Here is a 15,930-nt window from a genome sequence, read left to right on the forward strand (position 1 = left end):
TGGCTTTGTTTTTTGCGTTTTAATTTTGCGCGACTGGGCACAAATTTCAAAAAAAATGCAAAATAATGCTATAATACGCGCTTGTTATTTGCATCATCATAAGGGTAGGATTTTGGTATTGGTCTAAGTGGCTTTTAGATTCTACCTAAACGATGCAAAACTTTAGAATTTAAATTTCAAAAGGAGTAAAAAATGGGAATTTTGAAAAAGGTTTTTAAGGCGATTCGCTTTGATGATTATAAAGGTGGTGTGCGCACACGAGGTATTTTTGGTATACCGCTCGTAAAAAAGGATAATGTTTTGACATTGCTAATCGCTGGCATTCCCGTGCTTCAAAGAAAAAAATATACTATTCTTCTGAGGGGGGGGGGGGCAAAATGATTTTGTCTTTCGATTTTGCGGGATTCCGTTTTTTAAGACTTATCGATATAAGAAAATAGAGCAGTTGCCAAGTCTTAGGCGCAATTGGCTTCTAGCAAGCACATTTCCCAAAGATCCTAATGTTATCCTAGAAAAAACCAAAATTTTATGCGAAGGCTTAGATAAAGATAGCATAGAAACAGTATATAAAATAATACATCGCACCAAAGAATATTTTTCCAATCCATTCTGCGCTAAATACTTTAATGTGACAGAAAAGGAAATCCAAATGCTAGAAACAATAAAAGACTTTCGGACAAAAATATATGAACTATCGCCAAATGTTTATTATTACAATGGTTATTTTTTGCCAGCTAATCAATTTGAAACATCTGTATTTCTCTACAAACATGGAATGCATACACTTCGCACGCTAGATAAAATCAAGCAAAAAGATATTATCGATGTGGGCGGTTTCATAGGTGATAGCGCTATCGTGTTTCAAGAATTTACTAATAAGACTATCCATACATTTGAGGCAGTAAGCAGTCATTATGAACTATTGCTAAAAACGCTTGAGCTAAATAATGCAACGCGTATAAAACCTGTCAAAAAGGCGCTTGGCAGTGTGCCCTCTATGGCAGAAATAAATATACAAGGGATAGGGTCCAGCATGGTCATAAATTATGGACAAACAAAAGAAGCTGTCGAAATCATAACCCTTGATAGCTATGTCAAAGAAAATAATGTCGAAGTTGGGTTTATCAAGGTCGATATAGAGGGCTTTGAGATGGAGTTTATCAAAGGTGCAAAAGAGACGATTTGCACCCAAAAGCCTGCTATGCTTATAAGCATCTATCATCAAGCGAGTGACTTTTTTGATATTAAGCCATTGCTAGAATCTTGGAATCTGGGATATAAATTTTATATTTACCATCCTTGTGAGGGAAGCATTTCTGAAGAAACCGCCTTGTTTTGTGAAGTAGTATGATTTTTGCGATATTTGCAAGTTGCACGCTGCGTGATTCTACCAAAAACAAAGCATTAATTGCGCAAATTTTGAAGGTATGCGCCTATCTCTTGAGGTGATAAAAACACGCCAAGCACCCTTTGCTTAATGCCGCTTGATAAATGCACCAGCATATCGCCCTTGCCAAGAAGCTTTTCCGCACCCTCTTCATCCAAAATAACCTTGGATTCATTGCTGTTTTTGGTTTGCAAAGCAACGCTACTTGGTATATTTCCTTTTAGCCCTTTCAAAATCGTGCCATCTGGTCTTTGGGTGCCGAGCACTAGATGTATTTTGGCTTCTCTTGCCTTTTGGGCTAGCCTTTTTAGGGATTTTTTTATGTCTTGTTTTTCATCTATCAAGTCATTTAGCTCATCGACGATCAAAACTTTGTAGGGCATATTGTCAAAGCTATCGCCACTATCCACTCGACTAAATCGCTCCTCCATTTGATCGACTAGATTCTCCACGCACTGCACAGCACTTTGAGAATCCTTGATAATATTGATTCGCTCGACATTCTCAAACTCCTTGAAGCTCACACCATGCTTTGGGTCTATGATGTCGATTGCGACATTATCATTTTGCAGCAAGCAAAGTATAAGTGCTTTTAGAAAAACGCTTTTGCCACTTCCTGTCGTCCCAGCTACAAATAAATGTGGCGTGTCTTTTAAATCAAAGCAAAATGGCTCTTTATTGACGCTTTTTCCTGCAAAAATACCAAGCGCGTAATTTTGCTTACTCAAATACAACAATCCCTCATCAAATTCGCTCTTGCCAAGATATTGCCACTCTTCTTGCGGTTTTGCTATTTGGATATCATAAATCTTGCTTAAACCCTTGCAAGATTCTACATAAACATTCTCCCCCATAAACTCATCAAGCCACTTTTTTTCTTGGTTGAAAGCTGAAATTTTCTCAGAATCTTTTAGCTCGATTTTGCAAATGTGGTGACGATAAGAATCCATTTCACTAACACGACTAATATCTATCGCTCGTTCTTTAAAGAAACTATACAATCTATCAAAATAGCCAAGCTCGCCATCATTTTTGGCGGTTTGACTTGCTTGCACGCTTGGTGTGGGAGAAAGCTGCAAGTGATCTAAACACCACTGATAAAAATCATCGCTACTTTTCCATGTAGTTTCTATCTCATAAAGCCCTCTTTGGATATAGCGCGTCAAAATGCCTAGATATTCTTTATCATCATTAAAAATATCTATCTGGGCACCATCTAGTTCTTTTTTATGTTTGACATAGAGCAAAGAGCGTATCAAAAGATCAAAATCATCTTTTTTATCCTTGCCCTTGCCTGTGATTTGCTCCAAATTATATTCTTTGCCCTTATCGCCTTGCAGCCTTTTGCCTTCCCAGTCTGGAGATGATAATGCAAACAATGGGGCATTCAGCGCTCTAGCTATCGCTACTCTTAGCACAAAATATTTGTGAAACTCGCCATCATCGCCAACTCCAAAGCCATTTTTCCTGACTCTATCTATCAGCATTTCTTCGTGATTATTTGTATTAAAATCTGCCATGTCGCTTCCTTAAAGAATTTCTTCGATTCTAGCCTCTTTTATAGTGGCATGTCGTCTATTGCTTTGGTTTTCTATCTTGTATAGTCCAGCTAAATGCGGCTTAGCATACTCATATTCTCTTTGTGTCATCTCTCCACTATGTGGCAAAATAATCACTTGAGAATCGCCGGCATAATAGTTTTGTATGATATTTGCCCTATTTGTGGCATCTATCCTGCTTAGCGGTGTGTCGATGATGAGTGGCAAGCGAGAATGCGAAAGCTTACTCAAAGCCCAAAAAATCGAGATAGCTAGAATCTGCTTTTGCCCGCTGCTTTGATTTTCTACAATGACAGGATGGCTATATTCATCTCTCAGTCCTATCGCAAAACTTTCATCGATTTCCAAATCGCTAACATTGTCACTTAGCAAAAGTTTCCGATAGTTATCCAAAATTTGCTTGCGAAGTTCATCTTTTAGCTTTTCAATAAGCTTATCTTTATACTGCTGCACGCTTTTTTGCAAAGCATCTAGAATCTTTAGCTTATTGTCTATCCTTTCTGTGTTTATGCCTTGTTCCAAATTATAAATTTCTTTTTCTATATCTACCCTTTCTTGTTCTGCAGTCTTAAGCTTATCTTTTAGGCTATCTTTATCTTGATCTTTTTTTGTTTTGGCATCTATGAGATTTTTTAGCTCCTCTTCTAGCATCTCTCTTCTTTCTTTGGTGGAGTCATCGGTATTTAGTGCATTCAAGAGACTAGCGAGGCGCTTTAGCTTAGATCTTAGATCTTTGATATTTCTTATGTCGCCTTCTAGTTGCGACTTTTCGACTCGAACCAAACTTTCTCTAAGTGGCATTAGCAGATTTTGCGGTATGAAAGACCCTGCAAAGCTTTTAGATTCTAATTTGTTTGGCAGATTGTCTAGGATGCCTTCGAGGCTTTCAAACTCCAGCTCTTTTAGATTCTCGCTTTCTGCAATACTTTCACTAATGCTCTTTTTGATATCTGGAAGCAGCTTTCTTAGCACTTCTATATCATTTTTTGATTGATTATTTTCTATGGTTTCTATCTCGTTTCTAACTCCTTGCAGCAATGCCTCATTGCTCGCAAAAATCACACCTTTTATGCTTTCTTTTAGCCTTTCTTTGAAGCCTTGCAACTCCTTTTCAAACTTATTTTTTCATCAATAAGCCCTGCTCTTTCTTTGCTAAAATCTGCTTCTAGTTTATCAATACTCTTTCGCGTAGTTTCTATCTCAACAGCCTTTTCCTCTATAAATTTTTCAGCATTCCCAAGCATTTCTACTAGATGTTTTATTTCATCTTCTTTGCTTTCTTTTGAGCGCTTTGCGTTTTTTAGTTTTAATTGCAGTTCCTCATTGGCAATTTCATTTGCTTTTAATTCGTCTTTATATTTGCCAATTTGCTTGACTAAAATATCTAGAGGCTTAATTTGCAAAATCTCATCTATCTTTTCGCGCAATTTTGTGCGTAGATTATCGCTCAATGCCTCAAGCTCTTCACCATCAAAAAAGAAAAACTCTACCAAATTTGGCGGCAAAATTGCATTGATTCTATCTTGTGCTTCATCATCGTGCAAAGTTTCTCCATCAAGCTTAAATAGCAAATGTTCAATGTCACCAGAGCTATCAAAAGAGCGCTTTAGATAAAAGCTTTTGCCATCTAGACTACCTTCAAATGATACGAAAAAATCTTGCTTCATCTCATTGATAGCATCTTTGTTTAGTATCCCAAGCCAATTTGAAGTGCCTTTTATGAATTGCGCCGGTGTTGCAGCTTTTGGGAAGAATCTTTTTATAACAGGCGGGATATTGGATTCTCTAGTGCCAGCACCCAAAAATAGCAGCTTAGCACATCGGATAAAGCTGGTTTTCCCAAAGCCATTATCACCATAAATACAATAGAGATTCTTGTCCTTTTGCTCTTTAAACCCTATGGTAATTTCTCCATAATATGCAAAAAGATTGCAAATAGTTATCTTGCTAATAAACACTACGCGTCCTCCACTTGCTTGCTAGTTTTATCTTCCAAAAGCTTTTCTATCTCTTTTTTGATCTTGATAGATGCATTATCTCTGCCTCTTGAGCCTGTCGTATTATAAATGTCAATACAAGCGCCAATAAGATCTTCTATCTCTTTTGGCTTTAGCTCCTTGCTAGACACCTCATCCAAAATCTCTTTATGCAAAATTTTGCTTTGCTCTATTTTAAACTCTTCCATTCTGCCAGCCTCCTTTGCTAATAAAATTGCGCTTTTGTTAAAGTCAAAGTCCATATCCCACTGCTTTTGAATAGCCAGAATCTGCGCATCGCTAATCAGCTCTGTGCCACCATTTTGCTTAAAATTTTTTTCTGTATCCAAAAGCTTTTTTAGGATATTTTTGCGGATATGGCTCAAAAATGGTCCGCGCCCGCCAACTTTATAAATCGCCCTGCCATCTCGCTTATAATCCGCCCTAGCACTATAATCCTCGCACAAATCCTTGATATAATTGCGAAAATCATTTAGGCATCTTAGATTTTCATCTCCAGATTCTATAAAGCCTTGCAGTGATTTATCTTCATTTACCACAGTGCAAACCCAGCAGCCAAACCTCGAGCCACCGCAGCTTTTTTGATTTATGTCTGTGATAAACTGGCACTCATCGCCACTAGCTTTTGTATAAAGCGAAAATAGCTCGCTATGGTCCTTCTCCCACAGCGGCTTATGCGTGCTCAAATACGCCCAAACTTCATCAGTGCTCCATTCGGCGATAGGAGAAAAGGTGAGCGTATTTGGAAAATCTTGATGTTGAGAATATCCATCTTCGCTTAAAATGCGTTTTTCTATGGAGATTTTTCTGTTGCTAGATTCTGCTTTGCGAGTGCCTAGAATCAAAAGTGCCGAGCCAAATTTATTGGTAATTTTTGCCACTTCATCTTTTGCTGGAATAATTTTTAGCCTATCAGTGCACCACCTAAAAGTGCGCGTGGGGCTTGGGTAGCCCTTGCCAATCAAATTTACCCAAAAGTCATCTTTTAGGCTAGGGCTTACTTGCAAAACTTCAAATGGAATATTGTTTTGCTTTGCGTGCATATTTATAGAATCCACTACGCTTACCAAAAATTTTTCGATATGTGGGGCTTCGACAAGCGTATTTGAGGCTATTGCATAAGTTTGTCGCCGTTTGTTTGGAGGCAAATAATATATCATCTCATAAACAAGCTGCAAAATACAGGTAGAATCTTTGCCGCCGCTAAATGCTATTATCCAGATTCTGTTTGATGAGAGATATTTTTCGCGCAATATTTCTAGTGTTTGTGCGATGTGCGAATGATGCTTTTGCTTAGTTTGTGATGTTTGTGTGGATATCTGCGTGGCATTTTTTGGCCCCTCATCCTGCAAGCTAACAGGAGTAAATCCACTATCAAATGCCTCCATTATCCCACAATTTAAATAATAAATATTTTTATGTGGATAAAATTTGGCAAAAGTTGTGTCTTTGCTTAAAATATTGGCGGATTTCTTAGATTTTACAGAGCTAAAACATACTATAAGCAAAGGCTTTTGCAGTTTATCACCTTGTGCTTTTGATTTTTTATAAAAATCTATGATGCTTTTTTCATCTTTTGCATTTATAGAACCCGGAAAATGCGCCCCTGCAAAAGTTTGCCTGCCACGGATATCAAAAATAAGAAAAGAATCTAGACCCCCTTTCTTGCAATAATGATAATCCTAAGCCTGTAGCAAGAACATCATCCATGATTCCACATCGCCTTGTATTAATTTTTTGTGTTTATTTTGATATTTTTACTCTAGATAAACGCGTTATTCTAGCATTAAAAAATACAAAATTCAAGACTTTTAAAACAAAATATATGGATCAACGCAGGAGTTTAGCGTAGAATCCAAAACATCGCAAAATACAAAAATAATCAAGTGCTATTTTAAAACCAAGCCAAAATAAGATAAAATATATTTTGCGTTTAGCTTTGTTATTATTTTGATGTTATTTGCGAGGCTATTTGTGATATTTATAAAATATTGAGTTAAAATTATAAATACCCCAAAACACAAAGCATCGAGCACCACTAAAACCACCCACAAAGCACACAAGGAACAGCAAAATATGCAATCGGCAGAATCTACCCAGTTTTTGGCGTTTTTGGAATATTTAAATATTTTTGATTTTTTTGGTATTGATTTGTCGGCTGGTGTTGTGGTGTTTTTGTTTGTGGCAGCACTTGTGGCGGGGTTTATAGATTCTATCGCTGGGGGTGGCGGGATGATAACTATCCCCGCACTTTATGCCACCGGTATCCCTCCGCACATCGCACTTGGGACAAACAAGCTCCAAGCCTGCTTTGGCAGCTTTTCTGCCGCGTTGCATTTTTATCAAAAAGACTTGCTAAAAATTAGAGAGAATCTATTTTTTATTTTTTGTGTATTTATTTTTGCGCTACTTGGCACGATTGCTATACAATTTTTTAGCGCGGATTTTCTAGCCAAATGCATCCCATTTTTGCTTATCATTTTTGCCTTTTATTTCGCATTTTCACCCAAAATCACGCAAGAATCTAGCGCGCAAAAAGTCTCTCGCATAACCCTTGCTCTTTTGTTAGGCGCGATTGGCGCGTATGATGGATTTTTTGGTCCGGGCACTGGCTCGTTTTTTATGCTAGCGATGATTTCGCTAGGTGGCTTTGGCATCACCAAAGCGCTCGCCCATGCCAAACTTTTTAATTTCACTTCAAATATCGCTTCTTTGCTCGTTTTTGCGCTTAGCGGGCAGATTTTGTGGGCGCTGGGGCTTGTCATGGCGCTGGGGCAGTTTATCGGCGCAAATCTAGGCTCAAGGCTTGCCATAAAATATGGCATCACTATCATAAAGCCTCTAGTCGCGCTTACTTCTATCGCCGCTTGTTTGTATTTGCTCTATAGGCAGTATTTTTAGCGGTATGCCACGCGGATTTACTCAATATTTTAGATTCTCTAGCAGAATCTAGCAGATTTATGATTCTATGCGCTACTTGCGCTCTTCAAATGCGCCATATTTCATGATTTTATCATAGCGTTTTTGGAGGTAGTTTTTATCTTTGGTGATTTCGCTTAGGCTTTGTAAGAAGTATTGTTTGATGGCTTTGGCGGCGCTTTCTTTGTCTCTGTGCGCGCCGCTTAGGGGTTCTGGGATGATATCATCGATGAGATTTGCTTTTTTGAGCTCATCGGGCGTGATTTTCATGGCCTTGGTGGCGGATTCTATCTTTGAAGGGTCATTCCACAATATCGCCGCACAGCCCTCCGGCGAGATGACGCTAAAGATAGAGTATTGCATCATCGCTAGCCTATCAGCCACTGCGATAGCAAGCGCGCCGCCGCTTCCGCCCTCGCCGATGACGACGGCTATTGTGGGCGTTTTTAGCACGGCGAAATCTTGCAGGTTTTTAGCTATCGCCTCGCTTTGTCCGCGCTCCTCTGCGCCGATGCCCGGATACGCGCCCGCTGTGTCGATTAGCATAAGGATAGGGATTTTGAAGCGCTCGGCTAGCTTGGCAGCTTTCAATGCTTTGCGATAGCCTTCTGGGTTTGGCATTCCGAAATTTCTAGTGATTTTGTTTTTGGTCCCGCGCCCCTTTTCTTCACCGATGACAAGCACAGGTTGCTCATCGATTTTGCCTATCATACACACGATAGCCTTGTCATCGCGGAAATGTCTATCACCACAAATCTCGTAATAATCCTTCAAAATCAGCTCTATATAATCAAGCGCATAAGGGCGGTCCGGATGCCTTGCAAGCTGGAGCTTTTGGTAGTCGCTCATATTGCTATAAACTTTTTTGAGCTCTTTTGCGTATTCTTTTTCGAGTATTTTTTTGGCAGCGTCATCGCCTCGGATAGTCGCCATTTCTATATCATCTTGAATACTTTTTAGCTCTCGCTCAAAATCCAAACAAGTTGCCATTCACAAGCCCCGATCCGCGCGCATCATCACAATGCGCGCAAGTATTTATACAAACGCTAAACATTAAGCACCTAGCATAAGCGCCAAACACAAGCGCGCCCGGCAATCACCAACTCTAGGCAGCAAGCGCCCAGCGATACCACTAATAATACCTGCTAACAATACCCGCAAATATATGCGATACCACAAATCGCAAAAGCAGAATCTAAACTATATCTTTTTGAAAATCACCACGCCATTAGTCCCGCCAAAGCCAAATGAGTTACTCATCACTGCATCGACTTTCGCTTCACGCGCGACATTTGGTATATAGTCTAGGTCGCATTCTGGATCTTTTGTCTCTTGATTTATCGTAGGTGGCAGCACGCCTTCAGTCATCGCCATGATAGAAATCACCGCTTCTATAGCGCCAGCACCACCTAGACAATGTCCGATTTGCCCTTTTGTCGAACTCACCGGTGGGACATTCTCACGCCCGCCAAACACCTTTTTAAGCGCCATGGTTTCAAACAAATCATTATACGCTGTGCTCGTGCCATGCGCGTTGATATAGCCTACTTTTGCGCCGCTTTTTTGCGCCATTTGAAGTGCTGCATTCATCGCTCTAGCAGCACCCTCGCCTTCTGGCGCTGGCGTGGTGATGTGGTTTGCATCGCCACTTTCACCAAAGCCCGCCACTTCTGCATATATCTTAGCACCGCGCGCCTTTGCCATTTCGTATTCTTCCAAGATTAGCGCGCCAGCGCCCTCTCCCATGACAAAGCCATTGCGCTCTTTGTCAAATGGTCGAGAGGCTTTTTGCGGTTCATCGTTGCGCTCGCTTAGTGCTTTCATCGCGGCAAATCCGCCTATGCCTACAGGGCATATAGTAGATTCTGCGCCTATCACTAGCATCGCATCAGCACCACCTACCATGATGGTTTTTGCCGCTTCGCTTATCGCATGCGTGCCAGCCGCGCAAGCAGTTACGCTAGCTAGGTTTGGTCCTTTGATGCCAAACTCTATAGAAGTAAATCCGCCTAGCATATTTACCAGCGCAGAAGGGATAAAAAACGGCGTGATGCGCTTTGGACCCTTTTCAAAGCAAGTGATAGAGTTTTTCTCGATATTGCCTAGCCCGCCGATACCTGCAGCAGAGCTTACGCCAAAGCGATCAGCTAGATTCTCGCTGCAGCGCCCATCGCTTCCCAAAATCCCGCTATCATTCATAGCCTCTTTGCTAGCTTTTAGCCCTAGCTGTATGAAGCGGTCTGCTTTTTTTACATCTTTGGGGTTTAGCACTTCTTCTGGGTCAAATCCCTCTATCTCTGCGGCTATACGCACAGGAAACTCACTAGCATCAAAAGAGGTTATCTCTCTGATGCCACATTTTCCCTCCACGATAGCCTTGAAAGAATCTTGTTTATTAAGCCCAACTGCATTGATCATACCAATGCCTGTAACGACTACACGACGCATGATACTCCTTACACTACAAAGCGCGTTTTGGCGCGACTAAGCGCGCGCTAGATAGACTTGGTTATTTTTTGTGGTTTTCGATGAATGTCACTACATCGCTAACTTTTTGGATTTTGTTAGCCTCTTCATCTGGTATTTCTACATTAAACTGCTCTTCAAGCGCCATGATAAGCTCTACAACATCCAAAGAATCTGCATTTAGATCTTTTACAAATTCTGCCTCTGGTGTTACCTTGTCAGCCTCTACATTTAGCTGCTTTACAATCTCTGCTTTGATTTCGTCAAACAATGCCATGTTATCTCCTTTGGGTTTTGATAATCCGCAATTCTAGCAAAATTTTTGCTTAAATCAACTAAAAGTTGAAAATTACATATAAAGTCCGCCATTTACCTTAAGCACTTCGCCAGTCACATAGCTTGATGAATCGCTAAGCAAAAACGCCACCGCTTCGGCCACTTCTTTGGCTTCTCCAAAGCGCGCTAGAGGTATGGTTTTTTTGTATCCATCTTTTACCTCATCATTTAGCGCATCTGTCATATCAGTGCTTATAAATCCGGGGGTCACGCAGTTAAATCGCACATTTCTAGGCGCGCCTTCATAGGCAAAGCTTTTTGTCATGGCGATCATCCCGCCTTTGCTAGCAGCATAGTTTGTCTGCCCTGCATTCCCGCGCTCACCGATGATAGAAGCGATATTTACCACCGCGCCAAATCGCTGTTTGCTCATGATTTTTAGGCTTTCGCGGCAGCCTATGAAGCAGGATTTTAGATTGGCATCAATCACGCTCATAAAATCTTCCGTTTTCATCCTAAGCGCTAGTTTGTCATTGGTGATTCCAGCGTTATTTACAAGATAGCTTAGCTCGCCATCACTTTGCACGATAGCATTGATACCCTCGATAAACGCCGCCTCATCCGTCGCATCAAAGCACACCACCGCTGCCTTGCCGCCTTTGGATTCTATCTCGCTTTTTAGCGCGTCTGCGATTTCTGGCTTGCTGCGATAGTTTATCCACACTTTTAGCCCATAGCCAGCCAGCACGCGCGCGATTTCTGCTCCGATACTTCTTGATGCGCCAGTGATTAGCACATTTTTGCCATTAAACTTCATTTTTGCTCCTTAAACTAAAATAGGCGACATATTAGCCAAAAATTATATATGTATAACTATGAAACGCAACATACTTGCGTGTATTTTGTGTTTGTGTGTTGTTTTGGTTCATTTTTGCGAGATTCTAGATTTACAATCAAGCTTTTATCATAAATGCTGTTATAATAAATCATCTAATGACAAAAAGGAGTCAAAATGTCACAAGAAGGAGTTAAGATGTCACAAAAAAAGCAAAAAGTCTTAGAGCAACAAGTCCCCAAACAACAGATTCCCAAAATGAGTAAAGATGATCTCATCTGGGTGCTAAGTCTTTTTGGGACAGCTATTGGCGCAGGCGTGCTGCTGCTACCTATCAATGCAGGCATGGGGGGACTTATCCCGCTATTAGTTATTTTGGTGCTGGCATATCCGATGACATATCTCGCGCATCGCGGGCTGTGTAGGTTTGTGCTAGGGAGTTCTAAGCCACATGATGATATTACATTTGTGGCAGAGACTTACTTTGGCAAAGGTGGGGGATTTTTGGTGACGCTTTTATATTTTTTCGCGATTTTGCCAATATTACTCGTGTATAGTGCCAATCTCACCACGACTTTGAGTGAGTTTTTCGTGCATCAGCTGGGCTGGGAGGCGCCAAACAGACTGCTAAGCTCTTTTCTAATCGTAGGAGTTTTGATGCTTGTATCCATATCTGACTCTAGCATCGTGACAAAAGCGATGAGCGCGCTAGTGTTTCCTTTTATCATCACGCTTATGATTATCGCGCTGTTTTTGATTCCGCATTGGAATGGCGCGCTGTTTGAAAATATCTCTCTTGGCGAAGTAAATGGACAAAGCTTTTTGGTGACGCTTTGGCTTATTTTCCCTATCCTTGTGTTTAGCTTCAACCATTCGCCAATCATCTCATCACTCGCCTGCCACTGCAAAGAAAAATACCCCGACTGCGCAGAGAAGAAGGCTTCTTCTATCATAAGCTATGCGGTTATTATGATGACTATTGTGGTGATGTTTTTCGTGTTTTCCTGCGCGCTATGCCTCACACCTGAAGATTTTGCGCTGGCAAAATCGCAAAATGTCAATATCCTAACCTACATCGCTAATAAATTCCCAGAGGCGATTTTCCTAGCCTATGTCTCGCCCATAGTCGCATTTGTCGCGATGAGCAAAAGCTTTTTGGGGCATTATCTAGGCTCGCAAGAAGGGCTCAATGGCATTTTATACAAAGCCTCAAATGGCAAAATCAGCGGGCGCATCGCCAACATCATCACTGGAATCATCACTTTCCTTATCGCTTGGATTGTCGCGTATAAAAACCCTAGCGTCATAGGTATCATAGAATCTATCGGCGGACCGGTGCTTGCGATATTGCTCTTTTTGATGCCGGTGTATTGTATATATCGCTTTGATGTGCTGAAAAAATACCGCAACCCAAAAAGCGATATTTTCATCGTCATCATGGGACTTTTGGCAGTATCTGCGGCGGTGCATGGGCTGCTAAACTAGAATCTGTTTTTAGATTCTAGTTTGGATTCTGCTTTGGATTTTGCTTTGGATTCTGGCGCGCTAGAATCTAAAAGTTTTGAATCGCTAGAATCTAGTTTTTGCAGAATCTAGTTTTTTGGATTCTGGCTTTTTCTAGATTCTGGACGCTTGCTAGATTCTAGATTCTGCCTTTTGGCAAGCGCAATGCAAGCAAATCAGCAGCAACTTTTCAACAACGACTTTTCAAGGACAAAAATAAACAAAAAGACAAAAGGAGAGAAAAATGAGTAACCTAAACATTTTCAAAATCGGCGTAGGACCCTCCTCTTCACACACGCTAGGACCGCTTGTCGCTGGCAATATGTTTTGCGAGAAAATAGCGCCACTGCTTGATAAAATCACGCATATAGAAATCACCCTCTATGGCTCGCTTTCGCTCACAGGCAGGGGGCATTTGACGGACAAAGCGATACTTTGGGGGCTTAGCGGCGTGCAGGCGCGCGGGCTCAAAGCAGACTTGCAAGAGGCGATAAACACGCACGCCCTGCAAGATAAAAAGCTAAATCTCTGTGGCAAAAAAGAGATAGATTTTGACTATGACAAGGATTTAGTATTTAGCGATGAGTTTTTGCCACTGCATGAAAATGGGCTTTGTGTCAAAGTCTTTGATAGCAGCGGCAAAGAGCTAGAATCTAGCGTGTATTATTCTGTGGGTGGCGGCTTTGTCAAAACAGAAGAGGAGCTAGAAAATGGTGCAGATTCTAGCGAAGATGCAGATTCTACGCATTTTATGATAAATGACTCTACCAAAGCGCTTTATCTCTGCGATGAGAAGGGCTACAACCTCGCCCAGCTTTCTATGGAGTATGAAAAGCAGTTTGCTAGCGAAGAGGATATAAGGGCGTATTGTCTAGAAATCTGGCAAGTGATGCAAGAAGTCTATCACAATGGCACGCATCCCACGCAAGAATATTTGCCCGGCAAATTGCATCTAAGGCGCAGGGCAAAGGGGCTTTTTGAGCGCGTGCATGCGACCACTGACCCTATGGGGATAATAGATTTTATCTCGCTATATGCCATCGCTATTGCTGAAGAAAATGCAAGCGGCGCAAAAGTCGTCACCGCCCCTACAAATGGCGCGTGCGCGGTGATCCCAGCCGTGATGCTCTATCTCAAAAACCACACCATAGGCTTTGGCGACAAAGAAGCTACTGACTTTTTGCTGACTGCGATGCTTATTGGCTCATTTTACAAGAAAAATGCAAGCATCAGCGGCGCAGAGGCGGGCTGTCAAGCCGAAATCGGTTCTGCTAGCTCTATGGCAGCCGCTGCAATGGCTACCGTGCTAGGTGCGGAAGCGCGCAAAGCGTGCAATGCTGCGGAAGTGGCTATGGAGCATCACTTGGGGCTTACTTGCGACCCAGTGGGCGGACTCGTGCAAATCCCTTGTATCGAGCGCAACGCCTTTGGCGCGATAAAAGCCATATCCGCCGCGCGCATGGCGATGACGCGCAAAAGCATCCCGATAGTAAGCCTTGATGAAGTCATAAAGACGATGTATCAAACCGGCAAAGATATGAATGCCAAATATCGCGAAACCTCGCTCGGCGGCCTAGCCAAAACACTCTCCAGCGTGTGCTAAGGACGCAAAAGCGCCAAATACAAACCGCCAGAATCTAAAAGCGTAAAACCTAGGTACCAAAGTTGCCTAGGGTTTTGCTTTTCCAACAAAAAGGCAGAGAATAACAGCATCAGATATCTATTGTTTTACTAAAGAAGCTAGCGCCATTGGTAGCCTTAAGGACTTCAATGCTGCCAATAGCACCGCGCGACATCGCACAAAGCGGATGCGTGCAGATGAAGCGTGCGGAAAAAGCGCATGCAAAAAGTGTGTGGAAAAAGTGCATGAGAGGAAGTGCCCGCGCAAAGCGCGCGGAAGAAATACATTGAGAGGCGCATAGGCGCATAATGAAGAAGCGCGTTTAAGCGGTGAGCTACTTTAGCTCCACTTTTTGCACCTTGTTTTCTAGCATTTTTGGGATATAGAGCGTGTTTTTATCCACGAAAAAATCCGCCGGTCCCTGCATAAACGGAAGCTCTAGCGCGCTCACTTTGCCATTATTTATGCGATAAATCACGCCTTGCAGATTCTCGCCCCACGAGCTCACCAAAACATCGCCATTTTCAAGCACCGCCACGCCATCATACGCGCCTTTTGTATCAAGCAAAGTTTCAAGCTTTTTGCTCGCTAGATTTAGCCGCATGACTTTGCCACCACTTGCGCCATCTGGGTGATAGCCAGCGATGATGAGCGCATTATTTTTCTTATCAATCGCTAGTCCATTGCCACCGCCAAACTCACTCATATCAAGCTTGTAAAACTCCTCGATCGCGTTGTTTGCGAGGTTGATTTTATGAATTATCCCAGTGCCAGTGTCGCTTATAAGCAGCGTGTCAGAATCTAGCACAGCGATGTCATTCAAAAACACCGCGCCATTTATGGGAAGTTTCAACGCCTGCTTTTTGCTCCTCACATCAAAAGCGTAAAGCGTGTCGATATCCACGACAAATAGGCGATCATCAAGCCTCGCCATGCCTTTTGGCGCGTTTAGATTCTCTATAAACGCGCGCTCGATGAAGTTGCCATTTTTGTCAAGCTTTGAGATAAAGCCATCGCCATCTTTTGCCAGTGGCTCGGGCTTCGCGCCGATATTGCTGACATAGATAAAGCTAGAATCCACAAACACGCTCTCCGGCGCCGCAAACCCTTCTATATCGCTACTTTTTAGCCCGCTTGCTAGCACTTGCGCGCAGCACAAGCCAGCTCCTAGAATCGCATTTGCGAAAAACTTCGTTTTCATTTTTTCTCCTTTGGAATGAATTTGAGCCAGAAGTATAGAAAAATGCGCGCGGCAAATGTATAAGTTATTTGGGTAAAAATACAAGTTTTTTGATTTGCAGGAATTTTTTGTGGGATTTTTGCAAGGTTGTTTGTAGTGGCGGCGGAGCGGCGATGAGGCGATGGCG

15 protein-coding genes are annotated in these 15,930 nt (G+C 42.0%); 6 read left to right on the forward strand and 9 right to left on the reverse strand.

Annotated elements, in window-relative coordinates:
* Window positions 1-192 precede the first annotated feature (192 nt).
* Together BKN38_RS03665 and BKN38_RS03670 are read left to right on the forward strand one after the other, a co-directional pair.
* Window positions 193-381: a hypothetical protein gene (locus BKN38_RS03665; protein WP_070957691.1), complete on the forward strand. Its 189-nt coding sequence runs from the start codon at window positions 193-195 to the stop codon at window positions 379-381.
* Between the two features lie 268 nt (window positions 382-649).
* Window positions 650-1,351, forward strand: coding sequence for an FkbM family methyltransferase (locus tag BKN38_RS03670; protein ID WP_082942546.1), 702 nt, complete (start codon window positions 650-652; stop codon window positions 1,349-1,351).
* Between the two features lie 53 nt (window positions 1,352-1,404).
* On the opposite strand, the gene BKN38_RS03675 is transcribed toward BKN38_RS03670, so the two are convergent.
* Genes BKN38_RS03675 through dndC form a run of 4 tightly spaced genes read right to left on the reverse strand, consistent with a single transcriptional unit; the run spans window position 1,405 to window position 6,583 of the window.
* On the reverse strand, window positions 1,405-2,907 hold the full coding sequence (locus BKN38_RS03675) for an FtsK/SpoIIIE domain-containing protein (RefSeq protein WP_066455837.1): 1,503 nt from the start codon (window positions 2,905-2,907) through the stop codon (window positions 1,405-1,407).
* 9 nt (window positions 2,908-2,916) lie between these two features.
* A complete protein-coding gene (locus tag BKN38_RS03680) occupies window positions 2,917-4,050 on the reverse strand; it encodes a hypothetical protein (protein ID WP_066455834.1) in 1,134 nt (377 codons plus the stop codon).
* Entirely contained in the window at window positions 4,026-4,904 is an 879-nt protein-coding gene (locus BKN38_RS03685; RefSeq protein WP_066455832.1) for an AAA family ATPase, read from the reverse strand. The genes BKN38_RS03680 and BKN38_RS03685 overlap by 25 nt, the downstream gene beginning before the upstream one ends.
* Window positions 4,904-6,583, reverse strand: a complete 1,680-nt coding sequence (gene dndC / locus BKN38_RS03690) for a DNA phosphorothioation system sulfurtransferase DndC (protein WP_371113550.1) — start codon at window positions 6,581-6,583, stop codon at window positions 4,904-4,906. The genes BKN38_RS03685 and dndC overlap by 1 nt, the downstream gene beginning before the upstream one ends.
* A gap of 436 nt (window positions 6,584-7,019) precedes the next feature.
* On the opposite strand from dndC, the gene BKN38_RS03695 reads away from it, so the two are divergent.
* Complete coding sequence (locus tag BKN38_RS03695) at window positions 7,020-7,844, forward strand: TSUP family transporter (RefSeq protein WP_082942542.1); 825 nt, start codon at window positions 7,020-7,022, stop codon at window positions 7,842-7,844.
* 72 nt (window positions 7,845-7,916) lie between these two features.
* Here the strand turns inward: BKN38_RS03695 and accA are convergent, their stop codons facing one another.
* The 4 genes from accA to fabG all read right to left on the reverse strand — a co-directional run bounded on the left by accA (window position 7,917) and on the right by fabG (window position 11,421).
* Window positions 7,917-8,852: an acetyl-CoA carboxylase carboxyl transferase subunit alpha gene (accA, locus tag BKN38_RS03700; RefSeq protein ID WP_066455830.1), complete on the reverse strand. Its 936-nt coding sequence runs from the start codon at window positions 8,850-8,852 to the stop codon at window positions 7,917-7,919.
* Window positions 8,853-9,062: 210 nt separating this feature from the next.
* Window positions 9,063-10,310, reverse strand: coding sequence for a beta-ketoacyl-ACP synthase II (locus tag BKN38_RS03705; protein WP_066455828.1), 1,248 nt, complete (start codon window positions 10,308-10,310; stop codon window positions 9,063-9,065).
* Window positions 10,311-10,371: 61 nt separating this feature from the next.
* Complete coding sequence (gene acpP, locus BKN38_RS03710) at window positions 10,372-10,605, reverse strand: acyl carrier protein (protein ID WP_066455826.1); 234 nt, start codon at window positions 10,603-10,605, stop codon at window positions 10,372-10,374.
* Window positions 10,606-10,677: 72 nt separating this feature from the next.
* A complete protein-coding gene (fabG, locus tag BKN38_RS03715) occupies window positions 10,678-11,421 on the reverse strand; it encodes a 3-oxoacyl-ACP reductase FabG (protein WP_066455825.1) in 744 nt (247 codons plus the stop codon).
* A 216-nt stretch (window positions 11,422-11,637) separates the two neighbouring features.
* Here fabG and BKN38_RS03720 point away from each other — a divergent pair, with 216 nt between their 5' ends.
* The 3 genes from BKN38_RS03720 to BKN38_RS11025 all read left to right on the forward strand — a co-directional run bounded on the left by BKN38_RS03720 (window position 11,638) and on the right by BKN38_RS11025 (window position 14,853).
* Window positions 11,638-12,924 carry an aromatic amino acid transport family protein gene (locus BKN38_RS03720; protein WP_066455821.1) on the forward strand — a complete coding sequence of 429 codons (1,287 nt, stop codon included), beginning with the start codon at window positions 11,638-11,640 and terminating at the stop codon, window positions 12,922-12,924.
* A gap of 262 nt (window positions 12,925-13,186) precedes the next feature.
* On the forward strand, window positions 13,187-14,545 hold the full coding sequence (locus BKN38_RS03725; protein WP_066455818.1) for an L-serine ammonia-lyase: 1,359 nt from the start codon (window positions 13,187-13,189) through the stop codon (window positions 14,543-14,545).
* A 167-nt stretch (window positions 14,546-14,712) separates the two neighbouring features.
* Window positions 14,713-14,853, forward strand: a complete 141-nt coding sequence (locus BKN38_RS11025) for a hypothetical protein (protein WP_156528204.1) — start codon at window positions 14,713-14,715, stop codon at window positions 14,851-14,853.
* A gap of 44 nt (window positions 14,854-14,897) precedes the next feature.
* Here the strand turns inward: BKN38_RS11025 and BKN38_RS03730 are convergent, their stop codons facing one another.
* A complete protein-coding gene (locus BKN38_RS03730) occupies window positions 14,898-15,764 on the reverse strand; it encodes an ATP-binding protein (protein ID WP_070957692.1) in 867 nt (288 codons plus the stop codon).
* Window positions 15,765-15,930 lie beyond the last annotated feature (166 nt).

The sequence above is a fragment of the Helicobacter sp. CLO-3 genome, from assembly GCF_001854545.1.
Lineage (GTDB): Bacteria > Campylobacterota > Campylobacteria > Campylobacterales > Helicobacteraceae > Helicobacter_B.

Coding starts and splice junctions, on each gene's coding strand:
- BKN38_RS03675 (WP_066455837.1), bottom strand. CDS start 2,907: ATGGCAGATTTTAATACAAATAATCACGAAGAAATGCTGATAGATAGA.
- BKN38_RS03670 (WP_082942546.1), top strand. CDS start 650: ATGCTAGAAACAATAAAAGACTTTCGGACAAAAATATATGAACTATCG.
- acpP (WP_066455826.1), bottom strand. CDS start 10,605: ATGGCATTGTTTGACGAAATCAAAGCAGAGATTGTAAAGCAGCTAAAT.
- accA (WP_066455830.1), bottom strand. CDS start 8,852: ATGGCAACTTGTTTGGATTTTGAGCGAGAGCTAAAAAGTATTCAAGAT.
- BKN38_RS03695 (WP_082942542.1), top strand. CDS start 7,020: ATGCAATCGGCAGAATCTACCCAGTTTTTGGCGTTTTTGGAATATTTA.
- BKN38_RS11025 (WP_156528204.1), top strand. CDS start 14,713: ATGCTGCCAATAGCACCGCGCGACATCGCACAAAGCGGATGCGTGCAG.
- BKN38_RS03730 (WP_070957692.1), bottom strand. CDS start 15,764: ATGAAAACGAAGTTTTTCGCAAATGCGATTCTAGGAGCTGGCTTGTGC.
- BKN38_RS03720 (WP_066455821.1), top strand. CDS start 11,638: ATGTCACAAAAAAAGCAAAAAGTCTTAGAGCAACAAGTCCCCAAACAA.
- BKN38_RS03665 (WP_070957691.1), top strand. CDS start 193: ATGGGAATTTTGAAAAAGGTTTTTAAGGCGATTCGCTTTGATGATTAT.
- BKN38_RS03725 (WP_066455818.1), top strand. CDS start 13,187: ATGAGTAACCTAAACATTTTCAAAATCGGCGTAGGACCCTCCTCTTCA.
- BKN38_RS03705 (WP_066455828.1), bottom strand. CDS start 10,310: ATGCGTCGTGTAGTCGTTACAGGCATTGGTATGATCAATGCAGTTGGG.
- fabG (WP_066455825.1), bottom strand. CDS start 11,421: ATGAAGTTTAATGGCAAAAATGTGCTAATCACTGGCGCATCAAGAAGT.